Consider the following 22445-nt stretch of genomic DNA (forward strand, 5'->3'; position numbering starts at 1 on the left):
GCGTGGTTCACGGCGGCGTGCCCGCCAGCGCCGCACTCTCCGCCCTGATGCGGATGGTCAGGATCGCCGCATTGGCGAGCGAGAACAGGATGGCGAACCACGTGAGCCCGAAGCACAGCGGCAACACCGCGATCTCGCCGATCACCACCAGGTAATTGGGGTGCGACACGAAGCGATAGGGCCCCTTCGCAACGAGCGCTGCGCCGGGCAGCACGATGATGCGCGTGGTCCAGCGCGGCCCCAGCGTCGCCAGCACCCATATGCGCGCCGCCTGCAGCAGCACGAAGACGGCGAACCAGAAGGGCGAGACGGGCTGGTCCCAGCCGAAGACCCACAGCCCGACGAGCCAGGCTGCATGCAGCAGCACGATCAGCGGATAATGTCCGGGCGCATGCTCGACGGCCCCCTGCGCCAGCAGGGCCCTGGTGTTGCGCCGCGCCAGCACCAGTTCGGCGAGGCGCTCCACCGTCACGAAGGCGAGCAGCAGGATGGCGGGCGTCATGCGGCGCGCAACGTGGCGGTGGCCGCCGTGAAGCCGGGGCCCATCGCCGTCATCAGCGTGCGCCGCGGCAGGCCGGTGGCGAGCGCCCGCTCCAGCACGAAGAACACGGTGGGGGCGGACATGTTGCCATAATCCTCCAGCACGGCGCGCTCATCGGCCAGCAGGCCCTGCGGCAACTGCAGCGCCCGCTCCAGCGCCGTCACCACCTTGGCCCCACCGGGATGGCACACGAAGCGCTCGATGTCCGGCAGGTTCAACCCTGCGCGCGCCAGCATCGCGCGCGCCGCCGGCCCGAAATGCTCTTCCGCGAAGGGCGGAATCGAGCGGTCGAAGATCACGCCCAGGCCCTCGGCGTCGACCGACCAGCCCATGATGTCGAGCGTATCGGGCCACGTATGTTGCGCCGTCGATTCGATTTCCGCGCCATCGCCGTCCTCCGCCCTGAGCACCAGTGCCGCGGCGCCATCGCCGAACAGCGCGGTTGCCACCACATTGGCCTTGGTGAGCTGGTCGGCGCGGAACGACAGGGTGCAGGCCTCGACCGCGACCAGCAGCACATTGGAGCCCGGCCGGGATTGCGCCAGCCGCGCCGCGATGGAGAGGCCGGACACCCCGCCGGCGCAGCCGAGGCCGAACACCGGCACGCGCTCGACGTCCGGCCGGAAGCCCATTTGGCCCGCGACACGGACCTCGAGGCTCGGCGTGGTGACCCCCGTCGAGGACACGGTCACCACCGTGTCGATGTCGCAGGCCCTCAGCCTTGCGTTGTCCAGGGCCCGGCCGGCTGCATCAGCGAACATCCTGCAGGCGCCGTCGACATAGGCCTCGCTGCGCTCCGGCCAGCCGAGCGGCTGCATGTACCATTCGAGCGGCCGCACCGCACGGCGGCGGCGGATGCCCGACGTCATGAACACGCCCGCAACCTGCTCGAAGCCGTCGAAACGCCCGCCGAAGGCGGCGGTGGCGAAGGATGCGGCATCCGACTGGCTGATCACATGCGGCGGCACGGCGGTGGCCAGCGACACGATTCGGGCCTTCAGCATGGGCGGCTCACCTCGTTCAATTCCCTTCCCAACGAAATGTTACGCCCGGCGGATCACCGCCATTCCCTCAGCCCCAGTCCAGCACCACCTTGCCGCAGCTTCCCTGCTTCATCAGCGCGAAGCCCTGGGCATAGTCCCCGGCCTTCATGCGGTGGGTGATCACCTTGCGCACATCGAGGCCCGACTGCAGCATGGCGATCATCTTGTACCAGGTCTCGAACATCTCGCGGCCATAGATGCCCTTGATGGTGAGGGACTTGAAGATCACCCGGTTCCAGTCGACCGTCGTCGGCCCCGACGGAATGCCGAGCATGGCGATCTTGCCGCCCATGATCATGCGGTCCACCATCTGGTCGAAGGCCTTCGGCGCCCCCGACATCTCGAGGCCGATGTCGAAGCCCTCGCTCATGCGCAGCCGGTGCATCACGTCGTGCAAGTCCTCGCGCGAGACGTTGACCGTCACGGCATCCGTCACCTGGTTGCACAGCTCGAGGCGGTAATCGTTGATGTCCGTCACCACGATGTGCCGCGCACCGACATGGCGGCACACGGCCGCGGCCATGATGCCGATGGGGCCCGCCCCGGTGATCAGCACGTCCTCGCCCACGAGGTCGAAGGAGAGTGCGGTGTGAACCGCATTGCCCAGCGGGTCGAGAATGGCGCCGATCTCGTCATCGACCTCGGGGGGCAGGTGAATGGCGTTGAAGGCCGGGATCTTGAGATAGTCCGCGAAGGCGCCGGGCAGGTTGACGCCGATGCCCTTGGTTTCGGGATCGAGGTGGAAGTGCCCCGCCCGCGCCATGCGGCTCTTCATCCCGATGAGGTGTCCCTCGCCCGACACGCGGTCGCCCACCTTCACGGTGCGCACGTGGGAGCCGACGTCGGTCACCACGCCGGCGAATTCATGGCCCACCACCATGGGTACGGGGATCGTCTTCTGCGCCCACTCATCCCACTTCCAGATATGGAGGTCGGTGCCGCAGATGCCGGTCTTCGCCACCTTGATGAGGATGTCGTCCGGGCCGATCTGCGGCACCGGCTCGTCCCGCATCTCGAGGCCTTCGGCGCGTTCGGCCTTCACCAGTGCCCGCATGTCAGATCACTCCCAGTTCCTGGCCCGCCGCCGTGAAGGCGGCAATCGCCGTGTCGATGTCCTGTGATGAATGCGCCGCCGACATCTGGGTGCGGATGCGCGCCTGGCCCTTTGGCACCACGGGGAAGAAGAAGCCCGTGACGTAGATGCCTTTGTCGTAGAGCGTCGCCGCCATCTCCTGCGCCAGCTTCGCCTCGCCCAGCATGACGGGGATGATCGGGTGCTCGCCCGGCAGCAGGGTGAAGCCCGCTTTCGCCATGCCGGCGCGGAAGCGCCTGGCGTTGTCGAAGAGACGCGCGCGCAGGCCATCGCCCTGCTCCGCCATGTCGATGGCCTTCAGCCCCGCGGCGACGATGGGCGGCGGCAGCGCGTTGGAGAACAGATAGGGCCGCGCGCGCTGGCGCATCAGGTCCACGATCGGCTTCGATGCTGCGATGTAACCACCCGCCGAGCCGCCCAGCGCCTTGCCCAGCGTGCCGGTGAGGATATCGACCTTCACGCCCGCGCGGTGCGGCGTGCCGCGCCCTTCGGGCCCGATGAAGCCCGTGGCGTGGCAGTCATCGACCATCACCAGCGCGTCGTAACGGTCGGCCAGCGCCCGCACCTCGGCCAGCTTGGCGAAATAACCGTCCATCGAGAACACGCCGTCGGTGACCACGATGATGCGCCGGGCACCTGCCTCGCGCGCCGCCTTCAGCTGTGCCTCGAGGTCGTTCATGTCGCCATTGGCATAGCGCAGGCGCTTCGCCTTGGAGAGGCGGATGCCGTCGATGATCGAGGCGTGGTTGAGGGCGTCCGAGATGATCGCGTCCTGCTCGCCGAACAGCGGCTCGAACACCGCGCCATTGGCATCGAAGCAGGCGGCGAACAGGATCGAGTCGTCCATCTGCAGGTAGTCGGCGAGGCGCCGCTCGAGTTCGAGGTGCAGGTCGCTGGTGCCGCAGATGAAGCGGACCGAAGCCATGCCCAGGCCGTGGCTGTCCAGCGCCTGCTGCGCGGCCTTGACGAGCTCCGGATGGTCGGCCAGGCCCAGATAGTTGTTGGCGCAGAAGTTCAGCACCTCGCCGCTCTTCACCCGGATATGGGCGGACTGGTGGCCGAGGATGGGGCGCTCCACCTTCCACAGCGACTGGGCGCGGATGGCTTCGAGTTCAGCGGTGATGTCGGCGAGGGTTGTGCTCATGGCGCGATGCTAGCCCGGCTTGGCGCGTCGCAGAAGGGTCGAAAGCGCTCACCTCACGAAGACGCGCGTGCCGTTGGGCACCGAACCGAACAGCTCGAACACGTCCTCGTTCAGCATGCGGATGCAACCCGAGGAGGCTGCCTTGCCGATCGACCACGGCTCGTTGGTGCCATGGATGCGGTAGAGCGTGTCGCGTCCGTTCTGGTAGAGGTAGAGGGCGCGCGCGCCCAGCGGGTTCTCGGGCCCGCCCGGCATGGTGGCGGGAAGCTTCGGGTTGCGCCGGCGCATGTTGGCGGTGGGCGTCCAGCTCGGCCAGCGTGCCCGCCGGCCCACCACCGCCTCGCCCGACCATTGCGCCCCCTCGCGCCCCACCGCCACGCCATAGCGCACCGCCCGGCCCGGGCCGGTGACGTGGAACAGGAAGCGCCCGCGCTTGTCGATGACGAGGCTGCCCACCGGCTCGCGCCCCGCGTAGCGCACGTCCTGGCGGCGGAACTCCGGCGGGATCTTGCGGATGTTGACGATCTCGATGTTGAAGGGCGTGTCCGGAATGATGCCGACGAACCAGTCGGATTCCAGGGTGTCCCGCGCGGCCAGCGCCGGCGTTGCAAGGCCTAGGAGCGGAAGGGCGAGGAGAATCTGGCGGCGGGTGATCTGCATGGCGCAGCCATAGGCTGAGTGGCGGGTGATTTGAAGGCCCTCGCGCATCGTGCTACCAGCGGCGCCATGACCCCAGCAAAGACCCAGCCCATCCACATCATCGGCGCCGGCATGGCGGGCTCCGAAGCCGCCTGGCAGGCGGTGAGCCTCGGCGTGCCCGTGATCCTGCACGAGATGCGCCCGCACGTCGGCACCGATGCCCACCGCACCGGCGGCTTCGCCGAACTCGTCTGCTCCAATTCCTTCCGCTCGGATGATGCCGAGCAGAATGCCGTGGGCCTTCTGCACTGGGAAATGCGGCGCTCGGGCTCGCTCATCATGGCGATGGCGGACCGCCACCAGGTGCCCGCCGGCGGCGCCCTCGCGGTCGACCGCGATGCCTTCTCGGCCGAGGTGACCGAAACGCTGAAGCGCCACCCCCTCGTCACCGTGGCCGAGGGTGAAGTCGCCGGCCTGCCGCCGGAGGACTGGCAGAGCGTCATCATCGCCACCGGCCCCCTGACCTCACCGGCGCTGGCGCAGGCGATCCGCACGCTGACGGGTGAGGAGTCGCTCGCATTCTTCGACGCCATCGCCCCCATCGTCCACCGCGAGACGATCGACATGGACGTGGCGTGGTTCCAGTCGCGCTATGACAAGGTCGGCCCCGGTGGCACCGGCAAGGACTACATCAACTGCCCGATGAACAGGGAGCAGTACGAGGCATTCGTCCGTGCCCTGATGGATGGCGAGAAGACCGACTTCAAGGAGTGGGAGAAGTCGACGCCCTATTTCGACGGCTGCCTGCCCATCGAGGTGATGGCGGAGCGCGGCCCCGAGACGCTGCGCCATGGCCCCATGAAGCCGAGGGGCCTCACCAATGCGCACAAGCCGGACGAAAAGCCCTATGCGGTCGTCCAGCTGCGCCAGGACAACAAGCTCGGCACGCTCTACAACATGGTCGGTTTCCAGACGAAGCTCAAATATGCCGAGCAGGTGAAGGTGTTCCGCACCATTCCAGGGCTGGAGAAGGCCGACTTCGCCAGGCTCGGCGGGCTTCACCGCAACACCTTCCTCAACAGCCCGCGCGTGCTCGACGAAGCCCTTCGCCTGAAGGCGCGCCCCGCGCTGCGCTTCGCAGGCCAGGTGACGGGCGTGGAAGGCTATGTCGAAAGCGCCGCCATGGGGCTGATGGCAGGCCGCATGGCCGCGGCGGAAGCGCTGGGCCTCGCCTTCACGCCGCCGCCGCCGACGACGGCGCATGGCGCGCTCATCAACCACATCACCGGCGGCCACATCGAAACCACCGACGGGCAGAAATCATCCTTCCAGCCGATGAACGTCAATTTCGGCCTCTTCCCGCCGGTCGAGAAGGTCAAGATGCGCGACGGCAAGCGCATCAAGCACGCAGACCAGGCGGTGGAGAGAAAGCGGGCCTATACCGCCCGCGCCATGGCGGATTTCGACGGCTGGCTGGGTGCCGCGGGGCTCAAGGCGGCGGAATGAGGGCGGCGGGCTCATGACGGCAATTTAATCGGCCACGGGTTGCCGAAGCCGCATTGCTGGGCCATATCAGCCGCTCACGCATTGCCAGGGACCTGACATGACCGCCACCGCCAAGACACTTGGACCGCTGCCCGAATGGAACCTCGCCGACCTCTATGCGGCGCCCGATGACCCCGCCTTCGCCGCCGACATGAAGCGCGGAGAGGAACTGGCCAGGGCCTTTGCGGAAACCTATCGCGGCAAGCTCGCCTCGCTTCCGGGCGAAGGGCTGGCGGCGGCGCTGAAGGATTACGAGGCGCTGTCGGATCTCCTCGGCCGCACCGGGTCCTATGCCCAGCTCTACTACGTGGGCGATACGACGGATTCGCAGCGCGGCAAGTTCTACGGCGACGTCTCGGCAAGGCTCACCGAGATTTCCACCCTGCTCCTCTTCTTCGAGCTCGAGCTGAACCGCATCGACGACGCGCAGCTGGCGGAGGCGATGAAGGTCCCCGCCCTTGCACACTACAAGCCGTGGATCGACAACCTGCGCATGGAAAAGCCCTACCAGCTCGACGACAAGCTGGAGGAACTTTTCCTCGAGAAGTCGCAGACCTCGTCCTCTGCCTTCAACCGCCTGTTCGACGAGACCATGGCGGGACTGCGCTTCGAGGTCGATGGCGAGAAGCTGACCCTCGAGCCCACGCTCAACATGATGCAGAGCCCGGACGAGGCGGTGCGCAGGAAGGGTGCCGAGGCGCTGGCGAAAACCTTTGGCGAGAACGTCAAGCTGTTCACGCTGATCACCAACACGCTGGCCAAGGACAAGGAGATTTCCGACCGCTGGCGTGGCTTCAAGGATATTTCCGACGCGCGCCATCTCTCGAACCGCGTCGAACCCGAGGTGGTGGCGGCGCTGGTTGAATCCGTCCGGCGCAACTACGAGAGGATCTCGCACCGCTATTATCGCATGAAGGCGAAGTGGCTGGGCAAGGAGAAGCTCATGCACTGGGACCGCAACGCGCCGCTTCCCGCGGAAGACACGCGCGAGGTGCCTTGGGCGGAGGCACAGGAGATGGTTCTGTCCGCCTACGGACAATTCGCGCCCGAGATGGCATCGATCGCCCGGAGCTTCTTCGACAGGCGCTGGATCGACGCGCCCTCGCGCCCCGGCAAGGCGCCCGGTGCCTTCGCGCATCCGACCGTTCCGTCGGCCCACCCCTATGTGCTGCTCAACTATCTGGGCAAGACCAGGGACGTGATGACGCTGGCGCACGAGCTGGGCCATGGCGTGCACCAGGTGCTGGCGGCGAAGCAGGGCGCGCTGATGGCCTCGACCCCGCTCACCCTGGCCGAGACGGCGAGCGTCTTCGGCGAGATGCTGACCTTCCAGGCGATGCTGGCGAAGACCACGGACCCGAAGAAGCGCAAGGCGCTCCTGGCCTCCAAGGTCGAGGACATGATCAACACGGTCGTCCGCCAGATCGCCTTCTACACCTTCGAGCGCAAGGTGCACGAGGCGCGCAAGGAGGGCGAGCTGACGCCCGACCAGATCAACGCCATCTGGATGTCGGTTCAGCACGAAAGCCTCGGTGACGCGATCGAGTTCGGGCCGGGCTACGAGACCTTCTGGACCTATATCCCGCACTTCATCCACTCGCCCTTCTATGTCTATGCCTATGCCTTCGGCGACTGCCTGGTGAACTCGCTTTATGCCCGCTACCGCGAGAGCGCCGAGGGCTTCCAGCAGAAATATTTCGAGATGCTGAAGGCCGGCGGCACCAAGCACCATTCCGACCTCCTCCGCCCCTTCGGCCTCGACGCGGCGGACCCCAAGTTCTGGGACAAGGGCCTGTCGGTGATCTCCGGCATGATCGACGAACTGGAGAAGATGTAGCGCAATCTCCCCTCCCCCTTGAGGGGAGGGAAACTTGATGGGACAGGGCGGAGGTCATGACGGACGTCACCTTTCGTATCCCGACCGTCGCCGATGCCGGGGCCATCGCCCATCTGCACGTCGCCTGCTGGCGCGAGGCCTATGCGGGGATCGTGCCGGTCTCGATTCTCGATCAGGTGGACATGGCCGACCGCACGGCCCGCTGGGAGGGCCACCTCCGGAACCCTGCCGCGCAGGCTTTCCTGGCCGAGGTTGCGGGTGAGCCGGCGGGCTTCATCCATCGTGGCGTGCTGGACCAGCCCCTGGCCGAGGGGGCCGATGGCCATGTCTTCGCCCTCTACCTCCTGCAGCGCTTCCACCGCCGCGGCATCGGACGGCACCTCGTGGGGCTTGCGGCTGCGGATTGGCTCGCCCGGGGCGGCCGGGCGCTGTCACTGGGCGTTCTCAGCGCCAATCAGCCGGCCGTCGCCTTCTACGAGGCCCTTGGCGCCCGCTTCGTGCGGCCGGACAGCTACCTCTGGCATGGCCATTCCCTGCCGGAATCGATCTATGTTTTCGAGGACTTGGCAGGCCTTTCCCGGTTCGCGTGACGGATCGCCGCGCGGGCTGGCTGGCCGCTTGCGGGGGCGGCTGCGAGTGGCTAGAAAAGCGTCAGGAACGAATTTCAGGCTTTTGGGGGAATCATGGCCGAACACGGGACCCACACGTCCAGCGCGATGGATTACGAGGCGGCGAATGCCACCTATGCGGGCTTCATCAAGGGTGCCGTGGCGCTCACCATCATGTGCCTCTACGTGCTGGTGGCGCTCTCCGCCTTCGCCTTCATCGAGAAGGGCAATGTGCTGATCGGCTTCGCGGGACTGATCATCGGCGCCATCGCGCTGATCGTCGACATGCGGGCCAGCAACAATTGGTATGTGTCTCTCGGCTGGCTCGTGATCTTCGGGCTGCTCACCGCCGTAATGGTCAGCTGACCAAAAGGGCGGGCAGCATGAAAATCGCGATCCCCACGGAAACAATGGTTGGGGAGAGTCGCGTAGCGGCCAGCCCCGACACGGTAAAGGCGTTCATCAAGAAGGGTGCGGAGGTCACCGTCCAGGCAGGCGCCGGCAGGGGTGCCTCGATTCCGGACGATGCCTTTGCCGCCGCCGGAGCGAAGATCGAACCCTCGGTGGGGCGCGACGCGGACATCGTGCTCACGGTCCGCCGCCCTTCGGGCGAACTCCTGTCAACATTGAAGCGCGGGGCCATCCTCATGGGTGGCCTCGAACCTTATGGGGACAAGGCCGGGCTCGAGGCCATCGCCGCCTCGGGCGCCACAGCCTTCGCCATGGAGCTGATGCCGCGCATCACACGCGCGCAGTCGATGGACATCCTGTCCAGCCAGGCCAACCTCGCGGGCTACAAGGCGGTGATCGACGCCGCCTTTCATTTCACCCGCGCCTTCCCGATGATGATGACCGCCGCCGGCACGGTTCCTGCGGCCAAGGTCTTCATCATGGGCGTGGGCGTCGCAGGGCTCCAGGCCATCGCCACGGCGCGGCGCCTCGGCGCCATCGTGTCGGCCACCGACGTGCGCAAGGCGACGGAAGAGCAGGTGAAGAGCCTGGGCGCCAAGTTCGTCTATGCCGACATCGCCGATGCGGCGACCTCCGGCGGCTACGCCAAGGAACTCTCGGCGGAAGACAAGGCCAAGCAGGCGGCCCTCGTCGCCAACCACGTGAAGACGCAGGACGTGATCATCACGACCGCGCTGATCCCCGGCCGCCCGGCACCCGTGCTCATCACCGAGGAGATGGTGGAGAGCATGAAGCCCGGCTCGATCATCGTCGACCTGGCGGTGGAGCGCGGCGGCAACTGCCCGCTGTCGAAGCCCGACCAGATCGTCGAGCACAAGGGGGTGAAGATCGTCGGCACGGTGAACCTCGCGGGCAAGCTCGCCGGCAATGCCTCGCCGCTGTTTGCCAAGAACCTCGCCAACTTCCTCGACCTGATGATCACCAAGGAAGGTGCCCTCAAGATCGACGACGCCGATGAATGCATCAAGGGAACCATGATCGCCCGGGACGGCGCGCTGGTGCACCCCATGTTTACTTCCAAGTGAAGTTCGGAGCCTGAGTGATGGAAGCGATCGATCCCTTTGTCTCGCTGTTCGGCATCTTCGTGCTGGCGGTATTCGTGGGCTATTACGTGGTGTGGAACGTGACGCCCGCCCTGCACACGCCGCTGATGAGCGTCACCAACGCCATCTCGTCGGTGATCGTGGTCGGCGCCATCCTCGCGGTGGGTGTCGGTGCCCTGGCCTCCGGCTCGGTGGTCGCGATGATCTTCGGCTTCCTCGCGCTGATCCTCGCCTCGATCAACATCTTCGGTGGCTTCATGGTCACCAGCCGCATGCTCGCCATGTACAAGAAGAAGGACAAGTAGGCGCATGTCGGCCAATCTCGCAGCCCTTCTCTATCTCGTCTCCGGCGCGCTGTTCATCATGGCGCTGCGGGGCTTGTCATCCCCCGCCACATCGCGGCAGGGCAACATGTACGGCATGGTGGGCATGGCGATCGCCATCGCCACCACGCTTGCCACCATGCAGCTCTCGCCGCTAGTCATCGGCCTCGTCGTGCTCGGCCTCGGCATCGGTGCCGTGATCGGCGGCACGGCGGCGAAAAAGATTGCCATGACGGCCATGCCGCAGCTGGTCGCGGCCTTCCACTCGCTCGTCGGCCTCGCCGCGGTCTTCGTGGCACTCGCCGCCTTCTATGCGCCCGAAGCCTTCCACATCGTGGTCGACGGGCTGATCCAGCCGATCTCGCGCATCGAGATGTCGCTGGGTGCCGCCATCGGCGCCATCACCTTCACGGGCTCGATCATCGCCTTCCTGAAGCTCGATGGCCGCATGTCGGGTGCCCCCATCATGCTGCCCGCGCGCCATGCGATCAACATCGCGCTGGGCCTGGCACTCGTCGCCTGCATCGTGCTGTTCTACCTCAGCCCGGTGTGGCTGTGGTTCTGGCTGATCATCGTCATTTCGCTGGCGCTGGGCTTCCTGCTGATCATCCCGATCGGCGGCGCCGACATGCCGGTCGTCGTCTCGATGCTCAACTCCTATTCCGGCTGGGCGGCGGCGGGCATCGGCTTCACGCTGCACAACACGGCCCTCATCATCACCGGCGCGCTGGTCGGCTCCTCGGGTGCGATCCTGTCCTACATCATGTGCAAGGGCATGAACCGCTCCTTCATCTCGGTGATCCTCGGCGGCTTCGGCGGCGAGAGTGCGGGCCCCGCGGCCAAGGGCGAAGCGAAGCCCGTGAAGCAGGGCTCGGCGGAGGACGCGGCCTTCATCATGAAGAACGCGGGCTCGGTCATCATCGTGCCGGGCTATGGCATGGCGGTGGCCCAGGCCCAGCACGCGCTGCGCGAAATGGGCGACCACCTGAAGGAGCAGGGCGTCACCGTCAAATACGCCATCCATCCGGTGGCAGGCCGCATGCCCGGCCACATGAACGTGCTGCTGGCGGAAGCCAATGTGCCTTACGACGAGGTGTTCGAACTCGAGGACATCAACTCCGACTTCGGCCAGGCAGACGTCGCCTTCGTCATCGGCGCCAATGACGTCACCAACCCCTCCGCCAAGGACGACCCGCAGTCGCCGATCTATGGCATGCCGGTGCTGGAAGTGTGGAAGGCCAAGACGGTGATGTTCATCAAGCGCGGCATGTCGTCGGGTTATGCCGGCGTCGACAATCCGCTGTTCTGGCGCGACAACACCATGATGCTGTTCGGCGACGCCAAGAAGATGACGGAAGAGATCAACAAGTCGATGGGCTGAGGGTCTAGCGCAGCGCCCGCAAGGCGTTGAGGATCACCGCGACGTCGATCGCCTCCTGCAGCAGCGCGCCCTCGACCACCGTGATGTAGCCGAAGGCCGCCGCGACCATCGCCGCGAAGGACAGGCCGAGCCCGGCGAGAACGCTCTGCACCGCTATGGCGCGGGCCCGGCGGGCGGCGGACAATCCCTCGGCGAGCCGCGTCAGGTCATCGACCAGCAGCACCGCGTCGGCCGATTCGGTGGCCGCGGCCGAACCGGTCGCCCCCATCGAGATGCCGACATCGGCCATGGCGAGGGCGGGGGCATCATTCACCCCGTCGCCCACCATCAGGGTGATTCCGGATCGCCGCTCCTGCGCGACGATGGCCACTTTCTCCTCCGGCTTCAGCCCGCCGCGCAGAACGTCGAGGCCCAGCCCCTCGCCCACCCGGTCGACCACCGCCTGCGCATCGCCCGAGGCCAGCACGATGCGGCGGATGCCCGCCTGCCGCAGCCGCTCCAGCGCCAGCGGCGTTTCCGGCCGAATGCCATCAGCGAGCAGCAGGTGCCCGGCAAGCCGGCCGGAAATGGCCAGCGCCGCCAGCGCCGTGCCCGGCTCGCGCTCCGGCCGCGGCAGCGCCGAAAGGCCCAGCTTGCGCGCCACGAAATCATGCCCGCCGACGATGAGGCGATGGCCCTCGACCATGCCCTCCAGCCCCTCGCCCGCCGTCTCGCGCACCTCCTGCGGGTAGGACAGCGCCAGCCTCCTGCCCTGCGCCGCGGCCACGATCGAGCCCGCCGTCACATGCGCCGAGGCCTGCTCCAGCGAGGCGGCAAGCCGCAGCATCTCTTGCGGCTCCCAATGCGCCGCAGGAACGATGCCGGCCAGCTCGGCACGGCCCCTGGTCAGCGTCCCGGTCTTGTCGATCACGAGGTTGGCGGCGCGCGCCATGGTCTCGAGCACCGGCCCGCCCTTCATCAGCACGCCGCGGCGCGCCGCCTTGCCCATGCCGGCGATGATCGCCACCGGCACCGCGAGGATCAGCGGACACGGCGTTGCCGACACCAGCACGGCAAGCATGCGGATGTGGCTGCCGGTGAAATACCATGTCGCCCCCGCCAGCCCCACGGTGACGGCCAGGAACACCAGCGCATAGCGGTCGGCGAGCCGCACCATCGGCGCCTTCGCTGCCTGTGCCGCCTGCACCAGGCGCACGATGCCGGCATAGGTGCTCTCGGAGGCCGGCCGCGTCGCCATCATGTCGAAGGCGGTGTCGAGCGAGCGTGCCCCGGACTGGACGTCCTGGCCCTCCATCGCCTTCACCGGCACCGATTCGCCGGTCAGCGCCGCCATGTCGAGGAGAGCGCGGCCGTTGCTCACCCGGCCATCCACCGGCACGATGTCACCCTGGCGGATCAGCAGCCGGTCGCCCGCATGGATGGCATCGATGGCCACCTCCTGCAGGTGGCCGTCGTCATAGCGCAGCGCCGTTTTCGGCACCCGCGCCAGCAGGGCCTTCATGTCGGCCCGCGCCCGGTTGGCGGCATAATCCTCCAGCAGCTGGCCCCCGGCATACATCAGCGCCACGACGCCCGCGGCCAGCGTTTCGCCAAAGGCCAGCGCCGCCGAAATCGACAGTCCCGCCACGATGTCGAGCCCCACCTCGCCCTCGAACAGCGAGGTGACGATGTCGTAGAGCAGCACCGCCAGCACGGCGCCCGCAGCCACCCCCCAGATCCAGCTCTGCGCCTCCGCCAGCCCGACGAAGGGCGCCAGCAATCCGCCGGCGAGGCCGGCGACGGCAATGACGAACAGGCTCACGCGGATTGGGTTCAAGACATCTCCTCCCGGTTGCGCAGTTTGCCGATATCTTCGCGCAAGTCTATGACAGGGATCAAAACCGCCTTTTTCCAATCGATTGCGAGTGTCTCCAAACGTGGCTCTGCATTAACGGCGCCTTTACCCTCACCTGTCACCCTAGGGGAAAGGACGAGGCGAGTCGCTGTCGATCCCGGATGCCGGTCCGGGCCGCCTTGTCCGGGTTAAGAAACACACAAAGAAGAAGACCACAGGCGCATGGCTGTCCGCGTACTCATCGTCGAAGACGATCCGGCTCAACGCAGAATTCTCGAGGAAATGGTGCGCCGCTTCGGCTGCGACCCGATGCCGGTCGACGGCGGCCTGAAGGCGCTCGAGGTGCTGAAGAGCCAGTCCGGCGGCACCATCGAACTGGTCATCCTCGATCTCAACATGCCGGAGATGACCGGCCTCGAATTCCTCGAACGCATGCAGGCGATCCGTGGCGACCTGCCGGTCATCGTCCAGACCGCCCAGGGATCGATCGAGACGGTGATCAAGGCGATGCGCGCCGGGGCCGATGATTTCGTGGTCAAGCCGGTGAGCCCGGAGCGCCTCAAGGCCTCGGTGCAGAACCTGCTCAAGGTCAATGCGCTGACCGAGGAAGTGAAACGCCTCAACAAAAAGGTCGGCGGGGCCCTCAGCTTCAGCGACCTCATTGCCTCGGCCCCCGCCATGGCCAATGTGCTGCGCCTCGGGCGCCGCGGCGCGCAGTCCACCATCCCGATCCTGATCGAGGGCGAATCGGGTGTCGGCAAGGAAATGATCGCCCGCGCCATCCAGGGCGAGAGCGACCGCGCCGGCCGCCCCTTCGTCGCCGTCAACTGCGGCGCCATTCCTGAAAACCTCGTGGAATCGATCCTCTTCGGCCACGAGAAGGGCGCCTTCACGGGCGCCACGCAGAGGCACATGGGCAAGTTCCAGGAGGCCGACGGCGGCACGCTGTTCCTCGACGAGGTGGCCGAATTGCCGCTGGACATGCAGGTCAAGCTCCTGCGCGCCATCCAGGAGGGCGAGGTCGACCCCGTCGGCGCGCGCCGCCCGGTCAAGGTCAACATCCGCCTGATCTCGGCCACCAACCGCAACATGATCGAGATGGTGAAGGCCGGGCAGTTCCGCGAGGATCTTTATTACCGGCTCAACGTTTTCCCCATCATGGTACCGCCGCTCCGTGACCGCAAGGAAGACATTCCCGCCCTCGTCGACCACTTCGTCACGCGCTTCGCCGCCGAGGAAGGCCGCAAGGTGCGCGGCATCACGCCGGAAGCACTCGGCCTGCTCAGGGCCTATTCCTGGCCCGGCAACGTCCGCCAGCTCGAGAACACCGTGTTCCGCGCCATGGTGCTGTGCGAGGGCGGCAGGCTGGACATCGAGGACTTCCCGCAGATCGCCTCGCTGGTCGAGGGTTACGAGATCAGGATCCCGCCCGCCCCGCAGCTGGCGCCCAAGCCGGCACTGCCGCAGGGGGCGGCCGCCATCGCCGGCGGCTCCCCGCTGCCCAAGGGCTCGACCGCGGTGGCCGATGGCGTCGCCTTCGGCATTCCCGTCGTCACCGAGGGCGGCCATATCCGCAAGCTCGAGGAGGTGGAGGCCGACATGATCCGCCTGGCGCTGGCCCGCTACCAGGGCCAGATGTCGGAGGTTGCCCGCAAGCTGGGCATCGGCCGCTCCACCCTCTACCGGCGCATGAAGGACCTCGGTCTCGAGGAGGCCGCCAGCGGTTGATACTCACGCCCGGTTGCAGCAAATCACTTGCAATTGAGTGTGATTTGACATTCTGTCCCGCCGGCGCAGTCTAACGAGGCTGGGCATTCGGGATGGCGGGACGCCGTGCAGGTGGGGTTATGAAGACGTTTGTGAGATCGAGTGTCATTGCCGCCATGGCCGCGGTGCTGCTGGGTGGCACCGCCCCGGCCGAGGCCGCCTCCAGCAGGCAGAAACCCTCCTTCATCGAAAAGCTCTTCAGCAAGTCCGGCAACCACGCCGCCGGCAAGAAGCGCCGCAGCGTCTTCGGAAGCTTCAAGGACGACCCGGTCTACATCGAGGACCCGACCCCCAATTATGCGCCCAAGCGCAAGAAGGTGACGATCGTCGATGCCGATCCCGGTGGCGACCAGGGCTATGGCATGGGCAATCTCACCTATGTGCCGCCCAAGCTGGTGCCGCTGAGCGGCGTGAGCCTCGCCACCGCGGCCCCTGCCGATGCAGCGGCGGCGGCGATCTACAGCCAGCTCGCCGCCGATGGCCCCTCGCTGCGCGTGCTGCCCGCGGCGCGTGAGGCGCTGCTCGCCGAATATGCCGCCCGGTCCTACCGCCCGATCTGGCTCGCCGACGGCAAGCTCAGCGCGCGTGGCAAGGATGTGCTGGCGCTGCTCGCCAGCGCCGGCGAGGAGGGGCTGCAGCCGCAGGCCTATCTTCCCACCGGCCTCACCGCCTTCGATGCGCCCCTGCCTGAATATGATGCGGCCGCCATGGCGCGGCTCGACATCGATCTTTCCGCCGCGGCGCTGCGCTACGCGCGTGATGCCTCGGGCGGCCAGTTCAGCCCCGCGCTCCTGTCGCGCTATCACGACGTGTCGCCGCCCTGGGTGGCGCCGGACCGGGCGCTCCGCGTCCTCGCCAATTCGCCCTTCGCGGCGGATTACCTGAAGGGCCTGAACCCCACCCATCCCGCCTATGCGGCCATGAAGAAGGCGCTGGCCGAACTGCGCGCTGCCGAGGCCGAACCGAAGGATGACAAGATCGCCGATGGCGAGATCGTCAAGAAGGGCGGCAGCGATCCGCGCATTCCCGCGGTGCGCAGCCGCCTCGCCGAACTGGGCTTCACCGCCGAACCGCTGGACGGCATGGACCCCGACCTGCTCGATGCCGAGCTCTCGGTGCAGCTCCGCCTGTTCCAGAAGCAGGCCGGCGTCAAGGTCACCGGAGCCCTCGGCCCGCAAACGGTCGCAGCTCTCAACAACGCCGGCACCAGCGGCAGCGTCGACAAGCTGCTCGACAACATGGAGCGCCTGCGCTGGCTGCCGCGCGATCTCGGCAACCGCTACATCTTCGTCAACCAGGCCGCCTTCGAGGCAAGGGTGATGAAGGATGGCAAGCCCGAGTGGATCACCCGCGTCATCGTCGGCAAGCCCAATACCCAGACCTCGGTCTTCAGTGACGAGATGGAAATGGTGGTGTTCAACCCCTCATGGGGCGTGCCGCAGTCGATCATCGTCAACGAATATCTGCCGAAGCTGCGCAACGATCCGGGCTACCTCGACAAGATGGGCTTCAAGGTGGTGACGCAGCAGGGCAAGGTCATTTCCTCGCGCGCCGTCAGCTGGGACAGCTATGGCGCCAAGGTGCCCTTCGGCGTGCAGCAGCCGCCCGGTGCGGACAATGCCCTGGGCGAGCTGAAATTCCTCTTCCCCAACGCGCATGACATCTACATGCACGACACCCCCTCGCGGAACCTGTTCGAGCAGCAGGTGCGGGCCTTCAGCCATGGCTGCGTGCGCGTTCAGGATCCGCGCCACTTCGCCTCCGTGGTCCTCGGCTGGACGCCGGAGGAGGTCGCCGCCAAGATCGAGAGCAAGAGCAGCGAAACGGTGCGCCTGAAGCAGAAGATTCCCGTTCACATCACCTATTTCACCGCCTGGCCGGACGATCAGGGCAACATGGTCTACTACAACGACATCTATGGCCGCGACCGCACCCTGGAGAACGCCCGCTCGGCGACTCTGGTGGCCCAGCGCTGACGGCGTTGCGCGGCAAAGGGGAGAAGATTACAATCGGAGGTTAAACAGTGCTCCTGTGCTGCGCCGTTAAGCTGCTGTTAAACATACCGATTTACCATTAACGGAAAGCCGCCTCATGGTGGCCTCAATCTTGTTTGAAACGCGGTTACAGTGTAAGCCAAGCCCGGGATGGGGTTAGGCAGCTGGACAAAGCACCAGAGGAACCGGAAAACCGGTTGTAAGTGGGGTATGGGTTTGGACTGCAGGGAAACCGGACTTCGCACGTTTTTTGCCCGCTGGAAGAAGCTCGCCGCGTCGACTGCCGTGGCGGCGATGTTCGGCGCTGGCGTCCTTCTGAGCCTCAATGGCACTGCCCACTCCGGCGGCGAGACGCGCACCCTCTCGCTCTATCACGTCCATACCAAGGAACGCCTCACCATCACCTACATGAAGGACGGCAAGTACATCCCGTCCGCCATGAAGAAGATCAACTACCTGATGCGTGACTGGCGCCGCAACGAGGTGATCACCATCTCGCCGCGCACCATCGACCTGATGTGGGAACTGCACGCCGACCTGGGCTCCAAGTCGCCGATCCACATCGTCTGCGGCTACCGCAGCCCCAAGACCAACGCCTTCCTCAAGAAGGTCGGCCGCAACGTGGCGCGCAAGAGCCAGCACATGGTGGGCCACGCCATCGACCTCTATTTCCCCGACGTGCCGACGATCAAGATCCGCAACTCGGCGCTGGTGCGCCAGGTGGGTGGCGTCGGCTATTACTCCTCCGGCGCCGGTCCCACCGGCTTCCTGCACATCGATTCCGGCAATGTCCGCCACTGGGGCCCGGCCATCAGCTCCGCCCAGATGGCCAAGATCATGCGCGACTACCGCAAGACGGTCGGCGCCCGCCTCAACAAGAAGGGCATGAAGGCCGTTCCGGAAGTCATGGTGGCCGAGGCTGATCCGTCGGCCGCCCGACTCCCCTCCCAGATGGAGGGTGACGACGAGGGTGATGCCGAGAATGTGAAGCTCGCGGCCAAGAAGAAGATCCCGCTCGAAACCGCCTACAGCAGCGGCGACGACGAGGAACTGGCCAGCATGAGCGAGGACGTGGCCGCCGCTCCCGCCAAGCCGCGCATCAAGCCCGCCGATGCCGGCGACGACCAGGCCGACGATTCGGACACCGAGGCGGTCGCCGATGCCAATGGCGTCGACCAGGGCTATCCCGCCCCCAAGCCGCGGCCCAAGCCCATCGAGGTGCTGATGATGGCCGCCGTCAACATGAAGATCGAGCCGGCCTCGGCACCGCCGCCCGATCTCACCGCCCGCACCTCGCCCGTTGCCGGCAACTCGCAGGGCTATGTCATCGCCCCGGAAACCATGGTCGAGACCGCGTCGCTTGAATCCAACGCCGCCGCCAAGACCAGCCTCACCGAGGAAATCGAGAGCGGCGACGCGCAGAACGTTCCCACCATCCGCACCATCACCGCCTCGGCCTCGGGTGACGACCTGTTCTGGTGGCCGACGCAGCTGGTCTTCGACTCCAACAAGGCGGTTCGCCGCGACGGCGCGCCGCAGCAGTTCTCCGCGGGTTCCACTGCCGTGGCCGCCATCCTGCCGGGCGTCAGCGACGCCCAGGCAGAAGAGCCGCCGCAGCCGGCCCAGCGCCTGGCCATTGCCGAGATGACGCAGTCCCCCGCCAGCGAAGGCAAGGGCGACATGCTGGTCGTCAACCGCGAGGGCAAGGGCAGCCTGCTCACCGCCCCGGTGAAGCTCGGCCAGGCCACCAGCCAGTAAGCCCTCCCGGCGCTCCCCATCAAATCGCAAGGGCCGCCCCACGGGGCGGCCCTTGTCCTTTTCCGGACTGCCGTCAGGCGCCCGGTTCCGGCGGGGTACCGCCACCGGGGCGGGATGCGATGTTGATCCGCTCGCGTTCGATGACGATGGGGCCGCGGCGCACCTGGGCGTGGATTGCGGTGATGTATTCACCCAGCATGCCGGTGAAGAACAGCTGCACACCGGCGAAGAAGAACATCGCCACGATGATGGTGTGGGTTCCCGCCGGCGCGCTGCCGGGCGACACCAGCGCCAGGATGAAGCTCACCACCGCATAGAGAAGCGCCAGTGCCGCCACCGCCACGCCGATGAAGCTGCCGATGCGCAGCGGCAGCGAGGTGAAGGAGAACACGCCGTTCAGCCCCTGGTCGATGAGACTGAAGATGTTGTTCTTCGAGATCCCGCGTTTGCGCGCCTTCCACGCATAGGGCAGGATCAGGCGCTTGAAGCCGGTCGAGGCGATGATCCCGCGGATATAGGGATACTGGTCGCGGTGGCTCACCACCGCCTCCCACACCTTGCGGTCGATCAGCTGGAACTCGCCCACGTTCTGCGGGATCTCGAACTCCGACAGCGCGTTGACCGCGCGATAGAAGATCGACCGGCAGCTGCGCAGCAGGAAGGTCTCCTCGCGCTCGGCGCGCGCGCCGGCAACGATCTCGATGCCGCTTTCCCAGTAGCGCACCATCTCGGGGATCAGCTCCGGCGGGTCCTGCAGGTCGACCGGCAGGAACACCACGACGGCGTCGCCCGTGGCATAGCGCAGCGCATTGAACATCGAGCGGAACGGTCCGAAATTCCGCGAGTTGACGATCACCTTGACGCGCGGATCGGCGGCCGCGAGCCGCCGGAGGACATCGACCGTGCCGTCGGCCGAGGCATTGTCGGAAAAGATGTGCTCATGCTCGTGGCGGGCCAGCGGCCCGCCCTCGTCGAACAGCTCGCGCACCGCAGCATAGCATCTCTCCACATTGTCTTCCTCGTTGAAGCAGGGCGAGATGATCGAGATGCGGGCCAAGGGGCTCTCCGTCGTCACGTGGATGGTGGCCGGCGCTCTGCGTCAGCGCCGGTACAGCGGTGTGATACACCGGCAGCCTGCATCATCCCGCATGCCGCCTGTACCAGTCCACAGTTTCCGCTAGGCCCCGGGGCAGCTCCACCTGCGGACGCCAGCCGGTATCGGCGCAGAGCCGCGCGATGTCGGCCTGCATGAACATGATCTGGCCCGGGCCGAACGGCCGCTCGCCGAACACCAGCTCGAGCCCGGGTGCGGCGAGGTCGCGGATCATCGTCGCCACATCGCGTACCCTGACGGCCTGTCCTGATCCAAGGTTGTAAATCCCCGCAGCGCGGGTGGACAGCACCGCCGCCAGCACACCCTCGGCGGCATCATCGACGTGGAGCCAGTCCCAGCTCTGTGTACCCGCCGTCATCTCCGGCCGCCTTCCGGCCAGCATCTCGCGGATCAACATGGGAATCAGCCAGCAGTCGTTGTCGCCCGGGCCATAGGCCGAGAACAGCCGCAGCCAGACGTGGCGCATGGCGTTCTGCCGGGCGATCTCGCGGGTGAGGAAATAGGCCGCCACCTTGCTGGCGCCATAGAGCGTCACCGGTTGCGGCAGGCTGTCCTCGTGGCGCGGCCCCTCGGGGCCGTATTCGCCCTGGCTGCCGATGCCGGCGAAGCAGCCGACACCCGCCGCCGCCGCTGCCCGCGCCACGGCGCAGCTCATCGCCAGATTGCCGTCGAGCTGCGCGCGCGCGCCGTGCTCGGTGTTGCGCACCCCCTCCCACGCCAAATGAATGACGGCATCCGGCTGGTGCTCGACGAGCGCCGCCGCCAGCGCCGCCTCGTCGCGGAGGTCGAGGTCGAGCCGCTGCAGCGGGCCTGCCAGCCCGTCGAGGCGCGGGGTCGGCCGCCCGGCGCGGCAATGCGCCACAACGGCATGGTTCCGGCGCAGCGCGGCACGCACCGTGGCAGCGCCGACAAAGCCGGAGGCTCCGGTGATGAACAGCTTCATGGCCGCGACCCGTCTGCCGGGCGCCGCCGTGGCGGCACCGCCGACACCACCAGAACCACCAGCAGGGCAGAGGTGGTGAAGAAGGGCAGCCGCGCATCGGCGGCATTGCCCATGGCGACGAGGCTGGCGAAGTAGCTGGCCCCCGCGGCATAGAGCACGACCACCTCGCCGGATGACCGGCGGCGCCACATGGCGAGGGCCAGGGCGGCGGTGGCCACGGCATAGATGAACCACGGCCGGTAGACGAGCCAGCTCGAGGCGCTGAACACATGCGCCACCACCCTGTCGCGCAGCGGCGAGGCGGCCAGCTGATAGCCATATTCGTTCTTGTCGATGGAGGGCGCGGTGATGAGGAACTGTCCGCCGCGGTTGGCCCCGGTGAGATAGGCCGCCAGCTGCAGCTTGTTGGCCAGCGCGCACACCGGGTGGTGCAGCAGCATGTCGCGCCACGGCGCATCGACGCGCGCATCGGAGCCGGTCCGCGCCAGCAGCCCCGGCGACAGGTTGATGTGCCGCCCGTCATAGAGCTTCGCCACGTCGGTGATCGACAGCGACGGGTCGAGCGGCTTCAGCAGGTTGCGCTTCAGACACAGGCTGGCGCCGGCAAGGTCGAGAACGCGCACCGAGCGGATGAAGAAGGCGGTACTGTCCGGCAGCGGTGTCAGGCTGGGGAGGGAATAGCGGTCGAGCGCCGTCTTCGCGCCGAAGCTCACCGCGATCATCACCGCGGCGAGTCCGGCGGCCGCCATCATGCGCCACCTTCTGGAACCGGTGATGCGCTCCGCCACCGCGAAGCCCAGCAGAATGAAGAGCGGCACCGCGCCGGCCACGGCATTGTGGCGCGTCGCCACCCCGATGGCGATCAGCAGCAGCGCCAGCAGGCCGAGGAATCCGGCGCCAGCGGCGCTGGTCGACCGGCGCATCAGCAGCGTCGCGGCATAGCCGGCAAAGAAGAAGGCGGCCATCAGCACATCCTTCCAGATCACCGCCACCGTTCCGAGGATCACGGGAACGCTGAGATAGGCCGGCAGGAACAGGGCCGCCTGCACGAGCCGCCCGCTCAGCACCGCGACGATGGTGAACAGCGCCGCGAACAGCAGGAAGAGCTGGGCCACATGCATGGCCGAGGGGTTGGTCGAGACCTGGTCCACCGCCCGCCAGATGTAGCTCACCATGGGTGGCCACATCGAGTCGGTCACGCCGCTGCGGGCGCTGCGCAGGGCATGCAGCGTGTCATAGGACATGAATCCCGGATAGAACAGCCATGCCACCGCCGCGGTGACCAGCCCCGCCACCAGCAGCGTCAGCGCCGCGCGCGCCAAGGCGCCCTCGCCGCCAGCCCCCCTCATGCACCGCGTCTCCGGTAC

Annotated in this window: 19 protein-coding genes; 10 read left to right on the forward strand and 9 right to left on the reverse strand. The window is 67.0% G+C overall.

Annotation, left to right across the window (positions count from 1 at the left end; genetic code table 11):
- Positions 1-7: 7 nt before the first annotated feature.
- From DK847_RS01955 to DK847_RS01975, 5 genes are all read right to left on the reverse strand, one after another.
- Positions 8-502 (reverse strand): isoprenylcysteine carboxyl methyltransferase family protein, encoded by a 495-nt coding sequence (locus tag DK847_RS01955; protein ID WP_111195922.1) that lies wholly within the window; start codon positions 500-502, stop codon positions 8-10.
- Positions 499-1545: a type III polyketide synthase gene (locus DK847_RS01960; RefSeq protein ID WP_111195923.1), complete on the reverse strand. Its 1047-nt coding sequence runs from the start codon at positions 1543-1545 to the stop codon at positions 499-501. The genes DK847_RS01955 and DK847_RS01960 overlap by 4 nt, the downstream gene beginning before the upstream one ends.
- A gap of 67 nt (positions 1546-1612) precedes the next feature.
- Positions 1613-2638, reverse strand: coding sequence for an L-threonine 3-dehydrogenase (tdh, locus tag DK847_RS01965; RefSeq protein ID WP_111195924.1), 1026 nt, complete (start codon positions 2636-2638; stop codon positions 1613-1615).
- 1 nt (position 2639) lies between these two features.
- A complete protein-coding gene (locus DK847_RS01970) occupies positions 2640-3821 on the reverse strand; it encodes a glycine C-acetyltransferase (RefSeq protein ID WP_111195925.1) in 1182 nt (393 codons plus the stop codon).
- Between the two features lie 48 nt (positions 3822-3869).
- Positions 3870-4529: a L,D-transpeptidase gene (locus tag DK847_RS01975; protein ID WP_245414493.1), complete on the reverse strand. Its 660-nt coding sequence runs from the start codon at positions 4527-4529 to the stop codon at positions 3870-3872.
- Between the two features lie 18 nt (positions 4530-4547).
- Between DK847_RS01975 and trmFO the strand changes: the two genes are divergently transcribed.
- The 7 genes from trmFO (at position 4548) to DK847_RS02010 (ending at position 11668) form a co-directional block, all read left to right on the forward strand.
- Positions 4548-5966: a methylenetetrahydrofolate--tRNA-(uracil(54)-C(5))-methyltransferase (FADH(2)-oxidizing) TrmFO gene (trmFO, locus tag DK847_RS01980; protein WP_111195926.1), complete on the forward strand. Its 1419-nt coding sequence runs from the start codon at positions 4548-4550 to the stop codon at positions 5964-5966.
- 97 nt (positions 5967-6063) lie between these two features.
- Positions 6064-7842, forward strand: a complete 1779-nt coding sequence (locus DK847_RS01985; protein WP_111195927.1) for a M3 family oligoendopeptidase — start codon at positions 6064-6066, stop codon at positions 7840-7842.
- A gap of 56 nt (positions 7843-7898) precedes the next feature.
- The gene (locus tag DK847_RS01990) at positions 7899-8432 is read left to right on the forward strand and encodes a GNAT family N-acetyltransferase (RefSeq protein ID WP_111195928.1); all 534 of its coding nucleotides are present in this window, start codon (positions 7899-7901) and stop codon (positions 8430-8432) included.
- A 93-nt stretch (positions 8433-8525) separates the two neighbouring features.
- The gene (locus DK847_RS01995; protein WP_111195929.1) at positions 8526-8816 is read left to right on the forward strand and encodes an aa3-type cytochrome c oxidase subunit IV; all 291 of its coding nucleotides are present in this window, start codon (positions 8526-8528) and stop codon (positions 8814-8816) included.
- 17 nt (positions 8817-8833) lie between these two features.
- A complete protein-coding gene (locus DK847_RS02000) occupies positions 8834-9946 on the forward strand; it encodes a Re/Si-specific NAD(P)(+) transhydrogenase subunit alpha (protein WP_111195930.1) in 1113 nt (370 codons plus the stop codon).
- Positions 9947-9963: 17 nt separating this feature from the next.
- Positions 9964-10269, forward strand: a complete 306-nt coding sequence (locus DK847_RS02005) for a proton-translocating transhydrogenase family protein (RefSeq protein ID WP_111195931.1) — start codon at positions 9964-9966, stop codon at positions 10267-10269.
- Between the two features lie 4 nt (positions 10270-10273).
- Positions 10274-11668 carry an NAD(P)(+) transhydrogenase (Re/Si-specific) subunit beta gene (locus tag DK847_RS02010; RefSeq protein WP_111195932.1) on the forward strand — a complete coding sequence of 465 codons (1395 nt, stop codon included), beginning with the start codon at positions 10274-10276 and terminating at the stop codon, positions 11666-11668.
- Between the two features lie 4 nt (positions 11669-11672).
- On the opposite strand, the gene DK847_RS02015 is transcribed toward DK847_RS02010, so the two are convergent.
- Positions 11673-13484, reverse strand: a complete 1812-nt coding sequence (locus DK847_RS02015) for a heavy metal translocating P-type ATPase (RefSeq protein WP_111195933.1) — start codon at positions 13482-13484, stop codon at positions 11673-11675.
- A gap of 240 nt (positions 13485-13724) precedes the next feature.
- On the opposite strand from DK847_RS02015, the gene DK847_RS02020 reads away from it, so the two are divergent.
- The 3 genes from DK847_RS02020 (at position 13725) to DK847_RS02030 (ending at position 19021) form a co-directional block, all read left to right on the forward strand.
- Positions 13725-15230, forward strand: a complete 1506-nt coding sequence (locus DK847_RS02020) for a sigma-54-dependent transcriptional regulator (protein WP_111195934.1) — start codon at positions 13725-13727, stop codon at positions 15228-15230.
- A gap of 119 nt (positions 15231-15349) precedes the next feature.
- Positions 15350-17245 carry a L,D-transpeptidase family protein gene (locus DK847_RS02025; protein ID WP_161957102.1) on the forward strand — a complete coding sequence of 632 codons (1896 nt, stop codon included), beginning with the start codon at positions 15350-15352 and terminating at the stop codon, positions 17243-17245.
- A gap of 228 nt (positions 17246-17473) precedes the next feature.
- Positions 17474-19021, forward strand: coding sequence for a peptidoglycan L,D-endopeptidase MepK (locus tag DK847_RS02030; RefSeq protein WP_161957103.1), 1548 nt, complete (start codon positions 17474-17476; stop codon positions 19019-19021).
- Between the two features lie 73 nt (positions 19022-19094).
- On the opposite strand, the gene DK847_RS02035 is transcribed toward DK847_RS02030, so the two are convergent.
- From DK847_RS02035 to DK847_RS02045, 3 genes are all read right to left on the reverse strand, one after another.
- Positions 19095-20078, reverse strand: coding sequence for a glycosyltransferase family 2 protein (locus DK847_RS02035; protein ID WP_111195937.1), 984 nt, complete (start codon positions 20076-20078; stop codon positions 19095-19097).
- 82 nt (positions 20079-20160) lie between these two features.
- Entirely contained in the window at positions 20161-21078 is a 918-nt protein-coding gene (locus tag DK847_RS02040) for an NAD-dependent epimerase/dehydratase family protein (RefSeq protein ID WP_111195938.1), read from the reverse strand.
- The gene (locus DK847_RS02045; protein WP_111195939.1) at positions 21075-22427 is read right to left on the reverse strand and encodes a hypothetical protein; all 1353 of its coding nucleotides are present in this window, start codon (positions 22425-22427) and stop codon (positions 21075-21077) included. The genes DK847_RS02040 and DK847_RS02045 overlap by 4 nt, the downstream gene beginning before the upstream one ends.
- Between the last annotated feature and the right edge of the window lie 18 nt (positions 22428-22445).

Source organism: Aestuariivirga litoralis (assembly GCF_003234965.1).
Taxonomy (GTDB): Bacteria; Pseudomonadota; Alphaproteobacteria; order Rhizobiales; family Aestuariivirgaceae; genus Aestuariivirga; species Aestuariivirga litoralis.

Bases quoted from the DNA above. Each gene is read 5' to 3' on its own strand.
- DK847_RS01995 (WP_111195929.1), top strand. From the start codon at position 8,526: ATGGCCGAACACGGGACCCACACGTCCAGCGCGATGGATTACGAGGCG.
- DK847_RS01990 (WP_111195928.1), top strand. From the start codon at position 7,899: ATGACGGACGTCACCTTTCGTATCCCGACCGTCGCCGATGCCGGGGCC.
- DK847_RS02040 (WP_111195938.1), bottom strand. From the start codon at position 21,078: ATGAAGCTGTTCATCACCGGAGCCTCCGGCTTTGTCGGCGCTGCCACG.
- tdh (WP_111195924.1), bottom strand. From the start codon at position 2,638: ATGCGGGCACTGGTGAAGGCCGAACGCGCCGAAGGCCTCGAGATGCGG.
- DK847_RS01975 (WP_245414493.1), bottom strand. From the start codon at position 4,529: ATGCGCGAGGGCCTTCAAATCACCCGCCACTCAGCCTATGGCTGCGCC.
- DK847_RS02000 (WP_111195930.1), top strand. From the start codon at position 8,834: ATGAAAATCGCGATCCCCACGGAAACAATGGTTGGGGAGAGTCGCGTA.
- DK847_RS01960 (WP_111195923.1), bottom strand. From the start codon at position 1,545: ATGCTGAAGGCCCGAATCGTGTCGCTGGCCACCGCCGTGCCGCCGCAT.
- DK847_RS01985 (WP_111195927.1), top strand. From the start codon at position 6,064: ATGACCGCCACCGCCAAGACACTTGGACCGCTGCCCGAATGGAACCTC.
- DK847_RS02020 (WP_111195934.1), top strand. From the start codon at position 13,725: ATGGCTGTCCGCGTACTCATCGTCGAAGACGATCCGGCTCAACGCAGA.
- DK847_RS02030 (WP_161957103.1), top strand. From the start codon at position 17,474: ATGGGTTTGGACTGCAGGGAAACCGGACTTCGCACGTTTTTTGCCCGC.
- DK847_RS02005 (WP_111195931.1), top strand. From the start codon at position 9,964: ATGGAAGCGATCGATCCCTTTGTCTCGCTGTTCGGCATCTTCGTGCTG.
- DK847_RS02025 (WP_161957102.1), top strand. From the start codon at position 15,350: ATGAAGACGTTTGTGAGATCGAGTGTCATTGCCGCCATGGCCGCGGTG.
- DK847_RS01970 (WP_111195925.1), bottom strand. From the start codon at position 3,821: ATGAGCACAACCCTCGCCGACATCACCGCTGAACTCGAAGCCATCCGC.
- DK847_RS02010 (WP_111195932.1), top strand. From the start codon at position 10,274: ATGTCGGCCAATCTCGCAGCCCTTCTCTATCTCGTCTCCGGCGCGCTG.
- trmFO (WP_111195926.1), top strand. From the start codon at position 4,548: ATGACCCCAGCAAAGACCCAGCCCATCCACATCATCGGCGCCGGCATG.
- DK847_RS02045 (WP_111195939.1), bottom strand. From the start codon at position 22,427: ATGAGGGGGGCTGGCGGCGAGGGCGCCTTGGCGCGCGCGGCGCTGACG.
- DK847_RS01955 (WP_111195922.1), bottom strand. From the start codon at position 502: ATGACGCCCGCCATCCTGCTGCTCGCCTTCGTGACGGTGGAGCGCCTC.